General features: G+C 68.1%; 11 protein-coding genes. 7 read left to right on the top strand and 4 right to left on the bottom strand.

The genetic code is table 11. The features are described 5' to 3' along the window. Positions 1-188 precede the first annotated feature (188 nt). Positions 189-1,271 carry a hypothetical protein gene (locus CA234_RS12535; RefSeq protein WP_125975602.1) on the top strand — a complete coding sequence of 361 codons (1,083 nt, stop codon included), beginning with the start codon at positions 189-191 and terminating at the stop codon, positions 1,269-1,271. Positions 1,272-1,367: 96 nt separating this feature from the next. On the opposite strand, the gene CA234_RS12530 is transcribed toward CA234_RS12535, so the two are convergent. Continuing rightward, positions 1,368-2,030 carry a hypothetical protein gene (locus CA234_RS12530; protein WP_125975599.1) on the bottom strand — a complete coding sequence of 221 codons (663 nt, stop codon included), beginning with the start codon at positions 2,028-2,030 and terminating at the stop codon, positions 1,368-1,370. 168 nt (positions 2,031-2,198) lie between these two features. Then, positions 2,199-3,578, bottom strand: a complete 1,380-nt coding sequence (locus tag CA234_RS12525; protein WP_126001841.1) for a hypothetical protein — start codon at positions 3,576-3,578, stop codon at positions 2,199-2,201. A 169-nt stretch (positions 3,579-3,747) separates the two neighbouring features. Between CA234_RS12525 and CA234_RS12515 the strand changes: the two genes are divergently transcribed. The 5 genes from CA234_RS12515 (at position 3,748) to uvrA (ending at position 14,596) form a co-directional block, all read left to right on the top strand. Continuing rightward, the gene (locus tag CA234_RS12515) at positions 3,748-6,285 is read left to right on the top strand and encodes a transferrin-binding protein-like solute binding protein (protein ID WP_164521803.1); all 2,538 of its coding nucleotides are present in this window, start codon (positions 3,748-3,750) and stop codon (positions 6,283-6,285) included. Continuing rightward, on the top strand, positions 6,282-7,595 hold the full coding sequence (locus tag CA234_RS12510; RefSeq protein WP_126001839.1) for a surface lipoprotein assembly modifier: 1,314 nt from the start codon (positions 6,282-6,284) through the stop codon (positions 7,593-7,595). The genes CA234_RS12515 and CA234_RS12510 overlap by 4 nt, the downstream gene beginning before the upstream one ends. 139 nt (positions 7,596-7,734) lie before the next feature. After that, positions 7,735-9,111: a globin-coupled sensor protein gene (locus CA234_RS12505; protein ID WP_125978221.1), complete on the top strand. Its 1,377-nt coding sequence runs from the start codon at positions 7,735-7,737 to the stop codon at positions 9,109-9,111. 525 nt (positions 9,112-9,636) lie between these two features. After that, on the top strand, positions 9,637-11,490 hold the full coding sequence (locus CA234_RS12500; RefSeq protein WP_126001838.1) for a transferrin-binding protein-like solute binding protein: 1,854 nt from the start codon (positions 9,637-9,639) through the stop codon (positions 11,488-11,490). A 109-nt stretch (positions 11,491-11,599) separates the two neighbouring features. After that, the gene (uvrA, locus tag CA234_RS12495; protein WP_126001837.1) at positions 11,600-14,596 is read left to right on the top strand and encodes an excinuclease ABC subunit UvrA; all 2,997 of its coding nucleotides are present in this window, start codon (positions 11,600-11,602) and stop codon (positions 14,594-14,596) included. A 74-nt stretch (positions 14,597-14,670) separates the two neighbouring features. Here uvrA and CA234_RS12490 read toward each other — a convergent pair whose 3' ends face one another. Both CA234_RS12490 and CA234_RS12485 read right to left on the bottom strand, forming a co-directional pair. Then, complete coding sequence (locus CA234_RS12490; RefSeq protein ID WP_126001836.1) at positions 14,671-15,591, bottom strand: hypothetical protein; 921 nt, start codon at positions 15,589-15,591, stop codon at positions 14,671-14,673. 418 nt (positions 15,592-16,009) lie between these two features. Further along, on the bottom strand, positions 16,010-16,705 hold the full coding sequence (locus CA234_RS12485; protein WP_206431187.1) for a hypothetical protein: 696 nt from the start codon (positions 16,703-16,705) through the stop codon (positions 16,010-16,012). Positions 16,706-16,736: 31 nt separating this feature from the next. Here CA234_RS12485 and CA234_RS12480 point away from each other — a divergent pair, with 31 nt between their 5' ends. After that, positions 16,737-17,132, top strand: a complete 396-nt coding sequence (locus CA234_RS12480; RefSeq protein WP_126001835.1) for a cupin domain-containing protein — start codon at positions 16,737-16,739, stop codon at positions 17,130-17,132. The last annotated feature ends 190 nt before the right edge of the window (positions 17,133-17,322 follow it).

The raw sequence follows: 17,322 nt of genomic DNA, 5'->3' as shown, positions 1-17,322 counted from the left end.
CGAGGCAAAGGGCCGGTGACGGCGCTGCGCATCTGTCTGCGATGCAAGGGCGGACGCTGACTGCCGCGCGCGCCACGCCGGAGCCGTGGCAATAGAAATTTTCGTGCCGCCCCCTTTCCTACAGATTGATGTTCTCTCTATGTTCCTCCTGCCCGGTAAGTCCGGGACAGTAAATGCGGAGAATTTCCATGTCGGTTCAGACATTTGTACAGCCGCAAAGCTCCTCGCAGTCGGCGTCCTCCTATCCTGCGATCGTGGATGGTGCGGTTTCGGTACTCACGCGCCTTGGCGATAATTTCGCGCCCCACGCGATCGGCTTCCCCAACATGACCATCGCCGTCGACGCCGGTCACTTCATGATCGGCCAGACCTTGGTGGAGAAGCCGGCGCAGATTTCGTCCACAATCACGCCGCCGGCAAATAACGCGCGGATCGATCGCGTTGTTATCGACAATCTGACCGGCCTGGTGTCGGTTGTTACCGGCGCCGAAAGTGCAACCCCCTCTGCTCCGGACATTCCTGCCGGAACGTCCCCCGTCGCACAGATCATCTTGCAGGTCGGCACCACGGCGATCACGAACAGCATGATCACCGACGAGCGAGACTTCGGAACCCTCGGAAGCAAGGGGCTGGGGGGCTTGATCGACGTCACCACCTTCACGACGAGTGGAACATACACGCCCCCTGCCGGGACCCAACGCGTGATCGTAGAGGCAGTTGGCGGCGGCGGTAGCGGCGGCGGTGCCGGCGCAACCAATGGCAGTACGGTGCAAGCTGCCAGCGGCGGCGGCGCAGGCGCCTATGCGAAGGCACTTCTGACGTCCGGATTTTCCGGCGTTGCCGTGACTGTGGGTGCGGGCGGAGCGGCCCCAGCGGCCGGTTCCAACAGCGGAAACCCTGGGTCTGCGACCAGCTTTGGCAGCATCATCAATTGCCCGGGTGGTACTGCAGGGATCGCAACGCCGTTATACGCGCCTCCCTTTACCGTCGGTAGCGGTGGCCCGAGTGCCACGTCCACCGGCGGCAATATCATCAACTCGAAGGGCGGTAGCGGCGGCAAAGGCATCGCGATTTCGACCAATGCGATCATGGCCGGAGACGGCGCCTATTCCGTTTTTGGCGCCGGCGGTGTCGGGCCGGGGACGTCGCCGGGGTCGCCTGGCGTGTCCCCCGGCTCGGGTGGCGGCGGATCGCCGGCGGGGCCCAATACCGCGGCACGCTCCGCTGGTGCCGGCGCGCCCGGGATCGTGATCGTGTACGCGTACGGCTGATCCGGGTTTAGCACCTCGGTTGCGAGCTAGCCGGCTTGCCGGGAGGATCACGTTGAAACGTGAGGCTCCCGGCAATTCGCCGTTGCATGCCCGCCCTCAGGCCCGCTTCCGCCAGATCGGCGGGGTCCGCCACAGAGACGGCAGCTTGCGATCGGCCTGCCCCTCCCGGACCACCTCCCAGGCATCGGGATTCCACCGCATCGGCGGCTTGCCCCGCAACGCAGCCATCTGCTGCAACATCGCCTTCTCGACCGCCTTGGCCTCGTTCGCCGAGAGGTTTGGCACGTTCGTCGCGAAGCCGGGCCGCGGCGGTCGGGCGGCGAGCGGCCGCATCGCCATGTAGAGCTGGTCAACGGCCTGCACCGTGCTGCGCTGGTTGTTCGAGAGGCCCTGAATGGACCATTTGTCATAGCCCTCGCCGGGGTCGCCCTCCCGGAAGTCGCCGCCGGGGCCCTCCACGATGTTCCAGCCCTGCCAGGTCAGCTGGGTGTGCAGGCGATCGCGGTCCATCAGCGTGCCCGAACGGATTTGGCGCACCGCGCCCGCCGGATCCTGGGCGGAGACGAGTCGCAGGAAGGTCTCGACGGCGGCCCAGTGTTGCCCCGCGACCAGGCCGTTCCAGACGGCGGCGAGGCAGTTCCAGGGAATGGTGTGATGCCAGGTGAACGTCACGGCCGGGGTTACCGTGCTGTGCTCCCAGTCGGACGGCTCGGCGCCGCGGGCCGGGTCTGTCAGAATGCCGTTGGTGTTCAGTGCCACTGCTGTCTCCACCGCGCCAGGGATGGTCCGACCGGACCCTGTCGCTCCGCGCGCGGGATGCGCGAGCGACCCTGAGCGACGGGGGGATAGGCACGCCCGGCTTCAGCGCGATGTCTTCCGGCGGCCAACCGGTTGCAATCGTAATGCGCCCCGCGCGGCGCGCCCGCTTCAGTCTCCCCGCGCCTCCCGCCGCGCGCGCAGGGCCGGCAGCGGTCGCGGTGCCGGACGTGCGGCCGGGGGCGAGCTCGGGCGGTTCGGCGCGGCGGCGGCGGGGTGGGCCGTCGGCGGCTGGAAGGCCGGGCGCGGCGGCGGGTTGCCGGCGCCTTCGGGGCGGGCCTGGCGCGTCCAGCCCGGCGACATCCAGCCGCCACCGCGGCGCGGGCCCGTCGTCGCGGGCGTAGCCGGTGCCGGTGCTGGTGCTGCGGCCGGGGGCGATGCGGGCTGCGGGGCGCCGACGCTCGGGCGGCTGCCCGACCAGCCGGGGCGCGGACCCTGCCCGTTCGGCCGACCATTGCCGTCCCCGCGCGGCGGCCGGGCACCCCAGCCCTCCGGACGCGGCGCACCGGCGCTCCACGCAGGCGCGGCAGGTGCCGGCGGTTGTCCCGGCACGACCGCGCCCGGACCCGGCGTCGTCGTCACGGTACCCGGCGGCGGCGACGTGGGACGCGTGCCGCCCTGCGGACGACCGGGCCGGTCGGGACGCTGCCCCGGCAGCCCGCCCCACATCCAGGGTCGCCCCGGCTTGCCGGCACCCGGCGGCGGGACCGGCTGCCCGCCCCCGGGCTGCGGCGCCGCGTTCGGCGGACGGCCCGGCCGCGGCGGGCGATGCTGCCAGCGCGGCCCCAGGCCCGCAGGCGGCGGCCCCTGGAAGCCGCCGTTCCGCCAGCGCGCGAACGCCGCCGCCATCGCCGCGCGGCGGGCGCGCTCTGCCGCCCAGCGCTGCTGCTGGGCGAAGTCGAAGCCCGTGCTGCGATATTGCCAGCCCGAATCCCAGCCGGGATCGATGCCGACGAAGAACAGGTTCATGTCGCCCCAGCTGGTGGTGTCGACCGCGTCCCATTGCCGATCGAGCAGCGCGTTCCGCAGACGCCGCCCGCGCTGGTAGAGCCGCTCGCCCTCGTCGATCGCGCGCACCCCCGCGTCGCGCGGCAGCAGCCTGCCGCCGCCGTCATAGACCGCAGCGACATTGCCGTCCTGATAGCCGAAGCTGCGATTGGCCTCGCGCACCAGGAACGGCCCGCGCTCGCCGGGCGCGAAGAAATAGGTGCGCGCGCCCTCGGACCGGTCCTCCGCCACCACCCAATAGCCGTCGCGCAATTCCCAGGCGACCGGCGTGCCGCCGTCGAAGCGGAAGCTGTAATCCGGCGGGGCGTCGCCCAGCGTGTCCCACAGCGCATGGGCGCGATCGATCCAGCGATAGCTGCTCTCGCCCTCGGCATCGACCTCGGCCGACCCGGCAGTGACGATCGACCCGTTCTGCGCGGCGGCCGGGTGCGTGCCTGCGCAGAGCAGCGCCGTGCCGAGCAGCCATGGGGTGATCCGTGCCATATCCTGGTCCTGTCCAACGTCCTGCCGCACCATCCGCCCCGTGCGGTGAACAAAGCATGACAATGCTGCGATCGCCCGCAACAATATGAAAAATCGTCAATTAACCAAAACTTAGCGCCGGCCGCCGCATAGCCGCACCATGGTTAACGCGGTTTTCAAGGGATTCGACATGCGGCGTGCGATCCTGCTCCCCACGACGGTTTCGGTCCTGGCGCTGGTCGCCGCGTGCAGCGGCGGCGGGGGTGGCGGCGGCGTGGCCAGCACACCGGCAGCCCCCCAACCTGCACCCGAAGCCACGCCCGCGCCGACGCCGACGCCGACGCCGACACCGACGCCGACGCCGACGCCGACGCCGACGCCGACGCCGACGCCGACGCCGACGCCGACCCCCGTGCCGGACATCGTCGCCAAGCCGACCACGCCCGAGGTCAACCCCAGCCTGCTCGCGCCGACCAAGGCCGAAAGCTTCGACAATTACGCCAGCGGCTTTGCCGGCACCTTCTATCCCGATGCGCGGGCGTGCGGCTGCCTCGCGGCATCGCGCGACCTGACCATCCGCTTCGATCCCGCCACCGGCGGCTATACCGTCAGCGACGGCACCAACAGCGAGACCTTCCTGCCCGGTGACGTCGACTCGGCGCAGTCCAACGCGGTGCTGCGCGTCTATCGCCATGCGAGCGCCACCAGCGACTATTCGCTGACACTCAGCCTGCCGGGCACCAGCGGCGCGCTCCGCTACAGCTATGTCGGCGCAGGCTTCTGGCAGCGTGCGGATATCGCGGCGAGCGGCGAAAGCGCCTTCCGCTTCAACGCCTTCACCTATGGCGTCGAGACCACCGACGCCGCCCAGCCGCGCATCGGCAACGGCGCCTATGCGGTGGACCTGGTCGGTTCAATGGGCTTCGGCATGCTCGAAAGCCTGGTCGGCAGCGGCACGCTGCAGGTCGATTTCGCCAGCGGCAAGATCGTCACCAGCGGCGAGGTGCGCCAGGTCTCTACCGCCAGCGGCGCGACCACCGGCAGCTCGGCCTTTGTCGGCCTTGCCCAGCTCGGCGCGAGCAACAACGTGTTCGCCGGCATCTTCGCCTTTTCGGGCGGCGAGCTCAGCGGCGCGCTCGACGGCCGCTTCTATGGCCCGGCCGCGCAGGAAGTCGGCGCCGCCTGGAGCGCGACCAACCCCGACGGCCGCGCCGCCGCGGGCGTGCTGATCGGCCGCCAGGCGGGCGCGCAGACCGGCAATGCCAGCCTCGCCGGCCTCACCGCCAGCCAGATCTTCACCGGCGAGGCGGCGACGCTCACCGCGCGCTATGTCGATGCCAGCGGCGAGCTCGCCGCCCCCGCCGCCGCCGCGCAGCCGGTGACGGTGAGCTACGACGCCGCCTCCGGCAATTACCTCGTCATCTCGGGCGCGCGCACCGGCATCTTCCCGGCCAGCCCGGTGGCGGGCGCGCCCGACCAGCTGACCCTCGATGCGCTGAACGGCATGCGCTATGTCCGCGCCGGGCGCTGGGCCACCACCACCGGCGCCAACGGCATCACCAGCAGCGTCACCGACGCCTTCGCCTTCGGCATGATGACGGCTGCGGGCAGCGTGCCGCGCAGCGGATCGGCGAGCTACGCCGTGCGGCTGGCGGGCAGCCTCGCCGATGCCAGCAAGCCCGGGCCCTTCGCGGTGACGGGCAGCGGCACGCTCACCGCCAATTTCGCCAGCGGCGCGATCGCCACCAGCGGCAGCGCCAGCGCCGCCTTCACCGATGCGGCCAACGCGACCACCACCACCACCGGCAGCTTCACCGGATCGGCGACGCTGTCGAGCAGCGCCAACAGCTTCGCCGGCACCCTCAATCTTGCGCTGTTCGGCGGCTATGACGGCGCGCTGACCGGCCATTTCTACGGCCCCGCCGCCGACGAGGTCGGCGCCGCCGCCGCACTCACCGATGCGAGCGGCGAGGCCGCTGCGGTCAGCCTGGTCGGCGGCAAGGGGAGCAGCACGCTCGCCGCGGGCAAGCTGCTCGCCACCCCGGACTTCAGCGGCGACGCGGCCGGCGGCTACCGCGTGACCGGCCTGCCCGGCCTGTCCGAGACGCTGGTGCTGCTCACCGCCGCCGATCGCGAGGCGATCACCAGCGATGTCGGCTTCGACCTCTATCGCAAGACGCTCGCGACGGGCATGGTGCAGGCGCGCCTCTACGATGCCGGCAAGGGCCCGCTGGCGCTCAGCTATGCCAGCTTCGCCGAGCTCGCCTATTTGGCGAATGACGCGGCGGCGGGCAGCGATCCGCTGCGCTGGTATCTGCCCTTCGGCCAGCGCACCACCGCCGACCAGATGCCGCGCACCGGCACCGCCAGCTATGCCGGCCAGGTGTTCGGCACCGGCACCGTGGGCACGGCATCCTATACGCTGGGCGGCACCAGCAGCTTCGCGGTCGACTTCGCCCGGGCGAGCGCCAGCGGCAGCCTCGCCGTCACCGGCAGCGGCGCGTCGGGCACGCGCGACTTCGGCAGCCTCGGCTTCACCGGTGCGGGCATTTCGGCGAACGGCTTCACCGGGGCGCTCGGCGGCGCCAGCGGCAGCGGCAGCCTCACCGGCTGGTTCTTCGGACCCCAGGCGCAGGAGATCGGCGCGCGCTTCGATGCAGCCCAGACGCTCGCCAACGGCGACAAGGCGGTTCTCAACGGCGCGACGCTCGCTAAGAAGGCGCCGTGACCCACCGCATCGTGACTTCCCTGGCGCTGGCCCTGCTCGCGCCGATCCCCGCTCTCGCCCAAGCCGCCGAACAACGTCAGGTCTCGGCGGTGGAGCTGTTCGCGCTCGCCGCGCAGGCGGACGGCGCCGGTCGGCCGGACGAGGCGGAGACGATGTACCGCGCGCTCGCCAGGGATCCCGATTCCGAAGTCCGCGCCGAGGCCCGCTTCCGCCTCGGCCAGCTGCTCGAGCGGCTCGGCCGCAAGCGCGAGGCGGCGACCACCTATCGCGCGCTGCTCGACGAGAAGCCCGGCGCCGCCCGCGTCCGGCTCGAGCTCGCGCGGCTGCTCACCCAGCTCGGCGACGAGAGCGCCGCCCGCCGCGAGCTGCGTGCCGCCCAGGCCGGGGGGCTGCCGCCGCAGGTGGCGCAGATCGTCGACCAGTTCGCCGCCGCGCTGCGCTCGCGCAAGCCCTGGGGCGCCAGCCTCGAAGTCGCGCTGGTGCCGGACAGCAACGTCAACCGCGCCACCGATGCGGCGACGCTCGACACCGTGCTCGCCCCGCTCCAGCTCTCGCGCGACGCCCGCGAGCAATCGGGCATCGGTGCCCGCGCCGCCGGCCAGCTCTATGCCCGCGTGCCGATCGCGCCCAATTTGTCGCTGGTCCCGCGCGTCTCGGGCCAGGGCGATTTCTACCGCAAGGGCCGCTTCAACGACGTCTCCGCCTCGGGACTGGTCGGGCTGGAATGGAGCCTCGGCCGCGATCGGCTGCGCCCCTCGATCGGCGGCACCCAGCGCTGGTATGGCGGCAGCCCCTATGCCCGCACCGCCACCGCCGCGATCGACTGGCAGCACCCGCTCGGCACCAAGGCGCAGCTGACCACCAGCGTGACGATCGCCGACACCACCTATCGCGGCAACCCGCTGCAGGACGGCCTGCTGCTCAACGCCGGCCTGTCCTACGAGCGCGCCTTCTCCGCCCGCGCCGGCGGCAGCATCACCGTCTCCGCCACCCGCCAGAATGCCGAGGATCCCGGCTATGCCACCGCCTCGGGCGCGGGCAGCCTGCTCGCCTGGCGCGAGTTCGGCCGCACCACCGTCTATGCCACCGCCGGCCTGCGCCGGCTGGAGGGCGGTGCGCGGCTGTTCCTCTTCCCCGAGCGCCGCAAGGACTGGAATTTCAGCCTCGGCGCCGGCGCCACCTTCCGCCGCCTCCAGGTCCACGGCTTCGCGCCGCTGCTCCGGCTCGACTGGGAGCGCAACCAGTCGACCGTCGGCATCTACGACTTCACCCGCAAGGCGGCGACGATCGGACTCACCCGCGCTTTCTGAACCGCCTCCGGGGCCTTCCTGAATGGCCCAAGATACAGGGGGTCCAGCAAGCTTTCGTAACGCGCCGCGGCGCCCAACAAAAACGGCCCGATCTATAACCTCCGGTAAGCCGCCCCAGCAGCTTTACAGGAGCAGGATCGTGCATTCGGAACTCACCACCCGCCTCGATTTCGTCGGCTATACCGCGGACAAGCGCGCCACCCTGGCGCAGGCGCGCGACACGATCCAGGCGGCACTCGCCCCCGCGCTCGACCGGCTCTACACCCAGATCGCCGCGCATCCCGAAACCGCGAAGATGTTCTCGGGCCCCAGCCACATCACCAGGGCCAAGCAGCTCCAGGCCGACCATTGGGCGCACCTCTCGGGCGCCGCCTTCGACGCCGATTATGTCGAGCGGGTGAAGCGGATCGGCGCCCGCCACGCCCAGATCGGCCTCACCCCGCAATGGTATATCGGCAGTTACGCGATCATCCTCGATTCGATGATCGAAAGCTTCGCAGGCATGGAGCGCGGCCCCCGCCTGCCCTTCGGCCGCGGCAAGCCCGATCCGCGCTTCGACCAGCTTCGCGCGATCGTCACCGCCGCGCTGATCGACCTGGAAATGTCGGTCTCGATCTATTTCGAGCAGGAACAGGCCGGCCGCGCCAGGGCGATGGAGGCGCTGCAGGAGCGGGAGAAATCGCTCGCGTCGCTGCTCGTGGCGATCAACGAAACGGTGGACGCGATTCGGACCGGCTCGCAGGAGATCGCCCAGGCGTCGGGCGATCTCGCCCGGCGCACCGAAGCCAATGCCGCCAGCCTCGCCGAAACCGCCGCCTCGGTGCAGGAGATGGACCAGCGCCTCAAGACCACCGCGCAGAGCGCCCGCCGCACGGTGGAGCGCGCCGATGGCGCCAAGGCCACCGTCGATACCGGCCGCACGATCACCGAACAGGCGGTCGCCGCGATGGAGCGCGTCTCCGAAAGCGCCAAGGGCATCGACAACGTCATCGAGGGGCTCGACAAGATCGCCTTCCAGACCCGCGTCTTGGCGATGAACGCCGCGGTGGAAGCGGGCCGCGCCGGCGAGGCGGGCCGCGGCTTCGCGGTGGTCGCCGATCTCGTCTCGGCGCTGGCGATGCGCGCGGAGGAAGAGGCCGGTCGCGCCCGCGACCAGCTCACCGCCACCCAGGCGGATATCGTCGCCGCGGTCGACATGGTCGAGAAGGTCGACGGCGCGCTGTCCAACATCGCCGGCGACGTCGCGACGGTGAACCAGCTGGTCTCGGGCATGGCGAGCGACAACCAGACCCAGGCCGGCGCGATCAGCGAAGTCTCGGCAACGATCGGCGAGATGGACCGCGCCACCCAGCAGAACGCCGCGATGGTCGAGCAGACCTCCGCCGCCGCGCAGAACCTGGCGCGCGAGGTCGACCGGCTGGCCCGCCAGGCGACCAGCTTCCAGGCGGCAGACGGCCCCGGGCCGAGCGCGGGCGCACGGGCGACGGTGCAGGCGCTGCGCGCACTGGCGGACTGAACGAAGCAACGCTCGGCGAGCGGGCGGGCGTCTTCGCGCCAACGCCAAACGACGGCGAGCGGGCATTCCCAGCCCCCCCCCGGCCTGGATATGCCCGCTCGCACGGGACGCCGCGTTCCCCCGAAAGCGGCGTCCTGGGAGACCTGGTGCGCCGCGGCCCTCGGCTCCGGCGCTGCAACTCCTTTGCCACGGTGCAGCAATCCAGCCGTGTGACGCGCGTCACACTCCGGAAAAGAATCGAACGTCGCGGGCGGCGGGATGGCGTGCACTTCGGTGCCGCTGCGACCTCGGCGTTTGCGGATGTTGCGCGGCGGCGGCGGATGCGCGCGCGCAGCAGCCGGACGGCGGTGTGGCTGGCGGCGTTGAATTGGCGCCTTCTCCGCTCGGGGGCGGTTCGCCTGGCCCGGCCTCCATGGCGGGTCGCAGGCCCCGACCGACCAGGTCCGCACCCGTCCGATTGCAGGACGATCCTTCGCCTTGCCCGCGCACCAATTGCTTGACTAAGGGTCGGCAAAAGGGGGCAACATGCTGAAATTCTCGGTTAGCGCCGCCGCGCTCGCGGCTGGCTTGGTTCTGTCTGCGTGCAGCGGCGGCGGCGGTGGCGGCGGCATCGGTTCGGCGGGCGGCTCCGCGCCCGGCACGGGCAGCGGCACCACCCCGGCACCAGCGCCTACGCCCACGCCCACGCCCACGCCCACGCCGAATGCCTCGCTGCTGGCGCTGAACAGCAGCGAAACCTTCACCAACGACGGCGCGACCGCCGTGGGAAACTTCCCCACCAACGGCGCCAGCAGCCCCACCCTCAACATCGCCTTCGGTTCGATCTCGGTCGCCTATGACGCGCGCGCGCGCAGCTATACCATCACCTCGGGCACCCGCAGCCAGACGTTCCTGCCGTCGGACCGCGATGCCGCGACCAGCACTGCCCAGCTCACCATGTTCAAGCGCGGCGCCGGCGCCAAGACCGACACGCTCGCGCTGACCGCCATCGGCACCTCGGGGGCGTTCACCTACCAATATGTCGGCGCCGGCTACTGGCAGCATACGGAAAACGGCGCCGACACCATTGCGGGCTCGGTGGACGCCTTCATCTACGGCATTCGCACGCAGGACTCGGCGATGCCGCGCACCGGAACGGGCACCTATGCCCTCGACCTGATCGGGATCGAATCTGGTATTAACTCGCAGCCCGAGGCGCTTGCGGCACTCGCCGGATCCGGCCGAATGGACGTTGATTTCATGGGCGGAAGAATGCTCTTCGACGGCACGGGTCGCCGTGTGCCGGTGACTACGTTGGCGGGCAATGCCTACCTACCCACATTCACCTTCCGCGGCGACGCGAACCTGACCGCAGGCACCGCGTCCTTCAAGGGCCAGATGGCCATCGACGGCGGCGGCGGCGATGTCAGCGGCCGCTTCTTCGGCCCGGGTGCCGAAGAAGTCGGGGCGAGCTTCACCACGTGGATAAGCGGCGGCAAACTCACGACCGTCGGCACCTTGACCGGGCGGCGAAAGCCAGAGGATTCCGCCGCCGCCATCCCGTTGGCAAATCTGACATCGCCGCAGAGTTTCGCGATCGCTTCCGGCGTGAGCCCGATCCAGGCCGAGGTGCAGAACAGCCGCGGCACGGAACCCGGCAAGGTGGCGAGCTTCACCGGTTGGCCCAACGGCGCCTGGTCCAGCCTGGGCTTCGATCCGGCTGCGAAGAGCTACACCTTCGACGGGCGCACCTTCACGGCGGCCAATGCCGTCTCGGCCGAAAGCAGCGACGGGGTGAAGACCTACCGGCAGGTCGACGGCGACAAGAGCGCCACGCTGCGCATCTACACGCCGAACGGCAGCAATGGATCGGTGGCGCTGACCTATTCAGCCTTCGCCGATTACATGACGCTGCAGCAGCCGGCGACCGGCACCACGGACCCGGTGGCGCGACTCTGGTCGATCTATGGCGTCAACACGCCGTCGGACAATGTGCCGCGCGTCGGCAACGCCACCTATGCCGGAGCGATCTACGGCTATGCGGTTCGCGGGGGAGACGCCCCGTACGACATGCGCGGCACCGCAAGCATCACGGTGGACTTCGTCAGCCGCACTATTGGTGGCGAGCTGCGCCCGCTATTCACCCCGACGGGCGGCGGAACCACGCAGGACTTCGGCGGCTTGACGCTCTCCGGCCGCATCGAGGCCGCCCCCAACACCAACACCTTCTCGGGGGGGGCGACGCCCATGAACAATAGCACTGCTTCCATCGGCATTGCGGGTCGATTCTTCGGCCCCTCTGCCCAGGAAGCGGGCGTGAGTTTCGGGGGCACGTGGAAGCCGGAACAGTTCGGCGGGACCCTGCGGCTGCAGGGCGTCGCCATCGGCAAGCGCCAGTAACCATTGCCGCCTCCCGCCACCCGTCCCCCGCGGACGGGTGGCGAACCGGGGACGGCGTTCCTATCTCCCCTCTGGAAAACCTTTCAGAACAAAGATAGAACCCTCCCCCATGGCACTCACCACGATCTCCGTCCGCGGCGCGCGCGAGCATAATCTCAAGGGCGTCGACATCGACATTCCCCGCGACACGCTGACGGTGATCACCGGGCTGTCGGGCTCGGGCAAGTCGAGCCTCGCCTTCGACACCATCTATGCTGAGGGGCAGCGCCGCTATGTCGAGTCGCTCTCGGCCTATGCGCGCCAGTTCCTCGAGCTGATGCAGAAGCCCAATGTCGAGCATATCGAGGGCCTCAGCCCCGCCATCTCGATCGAGCAGAAGACCACCAGCCGCAACCCGCGCTCGACGGTGGCGACGGTCACCGAGATCTACGATTACATGCGGCTTTTGTGGGCGCGGGTGGGCGTGCCCTACTCGCCCGCCACCGGCCTGCCGATCAGCGCGCAGACGGTGAGCCAGATGGTCGACCGCGTGCTGGCGCTGCCCGAGGGTACCCGGCTGCTGCTGCTCGCCCCGGTGGTGCGCGGGCGCAAGGGCGAGTATCGCAAGGAGCTCGCCGAATGGCAGAAGGCCGGCTTCAGCCGCGTCCGCATCGACGGCGAGATGTACCTGATCGAGGACGCCCCGGCGCTCGACAAGAAGTTCAAGCACGACATCGAAGTGGTGGTCGATCGGCTGGTGGTGCGCGACAATATCGGCACGCGGCTGGCCGAGAGCTTCGAGACCGCGCTCAAGCTGGCCGAGGGGCTGGCCTATGTCGACCTGGTGGACACCACGGTCGAGGCGCTGCAGGGCAATGCGGTGCGCGAGGCGCCCCAGGCGTTCCGGGTGGAAGGCGACGCTCCCGCCGCTGAAAGCGATGCCCCCAAGGCCAAGAAGGGGATGAAGAACACCGGCATCCCCGACAACCGCATCGTCTTCTCCGAGAAGTTCGCCTGCCCGGTCTCCGGCTTCACCATCCCCGAGATCGAGCCGCGGCTGTTCTCGTTCAACGCCCCCCAGGGCGCCTGCCCGGCGTGCGACGGCCTCGGCGAGAAGCTCGAGTTCGACGAGGACCTCGTCGTCCCCAACCACGACCTCAGCATCAAGAAGGGCGCGGTGGTGCCCTGGGCCAAGTCCAACCCGCCCTCGCCCTATTACATGCAGGTGCTGGGCAGCCTCGCCCGCGAGTTCGGCTTCAGCCTCGACACGCCGTGGAAGGACCTGCCCGGCGAGGTGAAGCTGATCATCCTCCACGGCACCGGCGGCAAGCCGGTCACCCTCACCTTCATCGACGGCCGCAAGAGCTACGACGTCAAGAAGCCGTTCGAGGGCGTGATCGGCAACCTCAACCGCCGCATGCTGCAGACCGAAAGCGCCTGGATGCGCGAGGAGCTGGGCAAGTACCAGGCGTCGCACCCCTGCGAGGTGTGCGGCGGCGCCCGCCTCAAGCCCGAGGCGCTGGCGGTGAAGGTGGCGGGGCAGGACATCGCCCATGCCACCCGCCTCTCGGTGGTCGACGCGCTCGCCTTCTTCCAGACGCTGCCCGAGACCTTCACCCCGCAGCAGCGCGAGATCGCCCGCGCGATCCTCAAGGAAATCGACGAACGGCTCGGCTTCCTCAACAATGTCGGGCTCGATTATCTCAACCTCGATCGCACCTCGGGCACGCTGTCGGGCGGCGAAAGCCAGCGCATCCGCCTCGCCAGCCAGATCGGCAGCGGGCTGTCGGGCGTGCTCTACGTGCTCGACGAGCCCTCGATCGGCCTGCACCAGCGCGACAACGACATGCTGCTCGCCACCCTCAAGCGCCTCCGCGACCTCGGCAACACCGTGCTCGTCGTCGAGCATGACGAGGATGCGATCCGCACCGCCGACTATGTGATCGACATGGGGCCGGGCGCCGGCGTCCATGGCGGCGAGATCGTCGCCAAGGGCACGCTGGCCGAGGTGCTCGCCACCGAAGGCAGCGTCACCGCCGATTACCTCAACGGCACCCGCGAGGTCGCCGTGCCCGCCAAGCGCCGCAAGGGCAACGGCAAGAAGATCACGGTGTACAACGCCACCGCCAACAACCTCAAGGGCGTGACCGCCAGCATCCCGCTCGGCACCTTCACCTGCATCACCGGCGTCTCGGGCTCGGGCAAGTCCAGCTTCACGCTCGACACGCTCTACGCTTCGGCGGCGCGCCAGCTCAACGGCGCGCGCGTGCTCGCCGGCAAGCACGACAAGATCACCGGGCTCGAACATTGCGACAAGGTGATCGACATCGACCAGTCGCCGATCGGCCGCACCCCGCGCTCGAACCCGGCGACCTATACCGGCGCCTTCACCAACATCCGCGACTGGTTCGCCGGCCTTCCCGAGGCGCAGGCGCGCGGCTACAAGCCCGGCCGGTTCAGCTTCAACGTCAAGGGCGGCCGGTGCGAGGCGTGCCAGGGCGACGGCGTGCTCAAGATCGAGATGCACTTCCTCCCCGACGTCTATGTCACCTGCGACGTGTGCCACGGCGCGCGCTACAATCGCGAGACGCTGGAGGTGAAGTTCAAGGGCAAGTCGATCGCCGACGTGCTCGACATGACGGTGGAAGACGCGGTCGAGTTCTTCAAGGCCGTGCCGCCGATCCGCGACCGCATGGCGATGCTCGCCGAAGTGGGCCTCGGCTATGTCAAGGTCGGCCAGCAGGCGACGACGCTGTCGGGCGGCGAGGCGCAGCGGGTGAAGCTCGCCAAGGAACTGGCGCGCCGCGCCACCGGGCAGACGCTGTACATCCTCGACGAACCCACCACCGGCCTGCACTTCGAGGATGTGCGGAAGCTATTGGAAGTGCTCCACGCGCTGGTGGAACAGGGCAACACGGTGGTGGTGATCGAGCACAATCTCGACGTCATCAAGACCGCCGACTGGATCCTCGACCTGGGGCCGGAGGGCGGCGTGAAGGGCGGCGAGATCGTCGCCGAAGGCACGCCGGAGCAGGTGGCGAAGGTTGCGGGGAGCTATACCGGGCGGTATCTGGCGCCGTTGCTCAAGCCGCGGAAGGCGAAGGCGGCGAAGGTGGCGGCGGAGTGAAAGACAGCCCCTCCTATAAAAGGAGGGGCTAGAAGTGCCGATAGCTTAATTGCTATCGTCCGTATTGCGTTTTTTTATTGAATGCGCGGAGGCGGAGGCGCATTGAAAGCGTCAATGGCAGCCGAGGCAGCCGGTGCCGGAAGCTGGCCTTGCTTGACCTTGTCGTTCAAATATTTTGGCATGCGGTTAGGAATGTACTCTTCCCGAACCCACTTACGGAACTCCCCCAGCGCCTCGTCGGGGTAGCAGAATGCCTGCTGGGGATTTGAAGCCGCCTGTGGAAAATATTCAGGGTAGTTATGCTCGTAACGAACGCGCTCTCCATAAATCACTTCCAGGTTTTCTTTTGTCCAGTACTTTCCCCAAGTCACGCCAACACTGATGTCAGGGATAAACTCCTGGCCTATTTCCGCACCAGCGCGAATCATCGTAACAATTATGTCCGCCACTTCTTTGAATATACTGAAATACCCGTGCGGAACCGTGTGATAAGATAAAGAGACGCGGTCATGAAACTGGCGCCAAGCAACCTGCGATGTGCCCGTTGGGTTGTACCCAACCTGCGCGTAGATAAAATCGTTAAAACCCTTGCGAGCTAATAGCCTGTAGCTGTTTGAAGCCGTTTCATTTCCGACCCGCGCCTCAAAGGCATAATACTCCAAGACTGCCATACAGACGGCCGCTGGCACGGCGTGATGGATGGTGCCATCTTTATGCAGCGCGATGAAGGCGACAGAGTCGTCCGCGCCCTGAGCGCGAACCAGTTCGCGAATCTTTTTTTCGCGCGGCTTCAATGGCGTTTCTAGCCAATCGCCAGTGATGCGGACGATCATGGAGTGGTCAACCCCGCACATTGCCGCCAAGCCGCGGATGTTCAAAAATGGAGTTCCGTCGCTTAGGACCCCCATTCCGACGCCATCCACCTCCCGCTCGACTGCAATCTGAAGGTCCAACCTGAGCTGCTGGGGGGTGGTGTTGAGTGGTACGATATTCATAAATTAGTCTAAGCCTTTCAATAAGTTAAGCTGGTGCTCAACCCGGCTAGACACTTTCCATCCCTCAACGTATCAAGGGGTTGCACAAGAGAGCGACTCAACCGAGTTGGTCGGGGCGTCTTGCGCTGCTTACGCAAGACGTTTCCCAACGCTTAATTATACCCTGAAATCCTTAAAATCGCAAGTCGTTTCTTGCTCGCAATGTATTCGGGGGAGTGTTGAGGGCGCAAGATGCGGGGCAACGCCTTGATATTCAAAGGCTATCCTCCGACTACCTGCCTAGAAAAATCATCTCGCGGCAGCCGTGTCAGACGAGCGCAGGGGCGGCGCGATTGAGCGCTGCACTCCAGTTGATCAAGCGATATACCGTTTCAGCCATGACGGCAGCGAGGTAAAGCCTACGCCTGCTAAGATCATGTCAATCAGGGTACTCACGCCGCAGTTCGGCCCAGTCTCTTTGCGCTGCCTCGAAGCGCCTCTTGAACACAGTAGCCTCATCTCCGAGGAGCGGATTACGGTCGAGCGAAAATGTCTGCCCTCTGATCACATCTAGGACGCGAAGTTCGTCGCCAGCTACGTTTTGAAATGCCTGAGCAAGGGCCCAAAGGGCAAGCCTTGCAGCTTGCTCGCTGAGCGCGGGCTCTGGAAACCAATATGGATAGACGAAGCGGTCCTCCTCTCGTCCGTCCCGAACGGATAAAACGCTGGCAATTTTGATCGACGCATCAACACCCGGAAGCCTAACCGTTGTCTTAAGCCCTGCTGCGGGAACGAACGGCTGGTTCGTCCACCTCCTGCGCTGATCCCACCACAACAAAAATCCTGTCTGCAAGCGATCGTAAAGAGCCGCTCGTCTGGGATTACTTTCGATCCGAACGCGCGTTTGCTCTCGCAAATCGGCTACGCCGAAGACATGATCCTTAGCGTCCCGCCAGAATGGACCATAGAAATCGCCACCGCCTTCGTTTTCGCCGCGCTGTCGAGCGATGTCTTCACGAATATCGCTTCTCAAAGCGGTGATGCGGGGAGCCCCTTCCAGGAACATTATCTTCAGCAATTTTCTTAAATGAATGCCCTGCAGTGACAATCCTACCTCCCCGACATAAGCACTCATTACTTTATCGCTACTAGAGGCTTTCGCAAGGGTGCCCCACCTCCCCACCAACCCCGCCCATCTCGGCCGCGCCGCCGGCGCCAGCGTCGAGCCCGACTTCACCGGCCCCGACTGGTTCGAGGCCTATGCCGCCCGCCATGCAGCGGACGGGCAGGAGGGCCGGCTGGTCTCGCAGTTCGCCTTTTCGGAAAGCTGGGATTCGTGGGAGATGCACCCGCACGGCGCGGAACTCGTGATCTGCACCCAGGGCGCCTGCACGCTCCACCAGGAACATGCCGACGGCAGCACCGAGCGCGTGACGCTCGCCCCAGGCGACTATGCCATCAACCCGCCGGGCACCTGGCACACCGCCGATGTCGCGCCGGGCGCAACCTGCACCGCGATCTTCATCACCCCCGGCCTCGGCACCACCCACCGGCCGCGCTGAGCGCGGGGCCGCCTGTCGCCCCCTCCTCGCCGTCATCCCGGCGAAAGCCGGGATCCATTGGGGGCTCCGTTCCGGCTCGAACCGCGACGGCGTGGCGTCTGGATCCCGGCTTTCGCCGGGATGGCGTCTTTGCGGATGACGGCTTGGGGGACGCGGGCGCCGGTCCGCACGGGCGGCCCGGCTTCCGCCC

Source organism: Sphingomonas sp. ABOLE, from assembly GCF_003950455.1.
In the GTDB taxonomy this organism is placed as follows: Bacteria; Pseudomonadota; Alphaproteobacteria; order Sphingomonadales; family Sphingomonadaceae; genus Sphingomonas; species Sphingomonas trueperi.
This window is presented reverse-complemented; position numbering and strand designations above follow the sequence as displayed.

Coding starts and splice junctions, on each gene's coding strand:
- CA234_RS12535 (WP_125975602.1), top strand. CDS start 189: ATGTCGGTTCAGACATTTGTACAGCCGCAAAGCTCCTCGCAGTCGGCG.
- CA234_RS12525 (WP_126001841.1), bottom strand. CDS start 3,578: ATGGCACGGATCACCCCATGGCTGCTCGGCACGGCGCTGCTCTGCGCA.
- CA234_RS12515 (WP_164521803.1), top strand. CDS start 3,748: ATGCGGCGTGCGATCCTGCTCCCCACGACGGTTTCGGTCCTGGCGCTG.
- CA234_RS12500 (WP_126001838.1), top strand. CDS start 9,637: ATGCTGAAATTCTCGGTTAGCGCCGCCGCGCTCGCGGCTGGCTTGGTT.
- uvrA (WP_126001837.1), top strand. CDS start 11,600: ATGGCACTCACCACGATCTCCGTCCGCGGCGCGCGCGAGCATAATCTC.
- CA234_RS12490 (WP_126001836.1), bottom strand. CDS start 15,591: ATGAATATCGTACCACTCAACACCACCCCCCAGCAGCTCAGGTTGGAC.
- CA234_RS12485 (WP_206431187.1), bottom strand. CDS start 16,705: ATGAGTGCTTATGTCGGGGAGGTAGGATTGTCACTGCAGGGCATTCAT.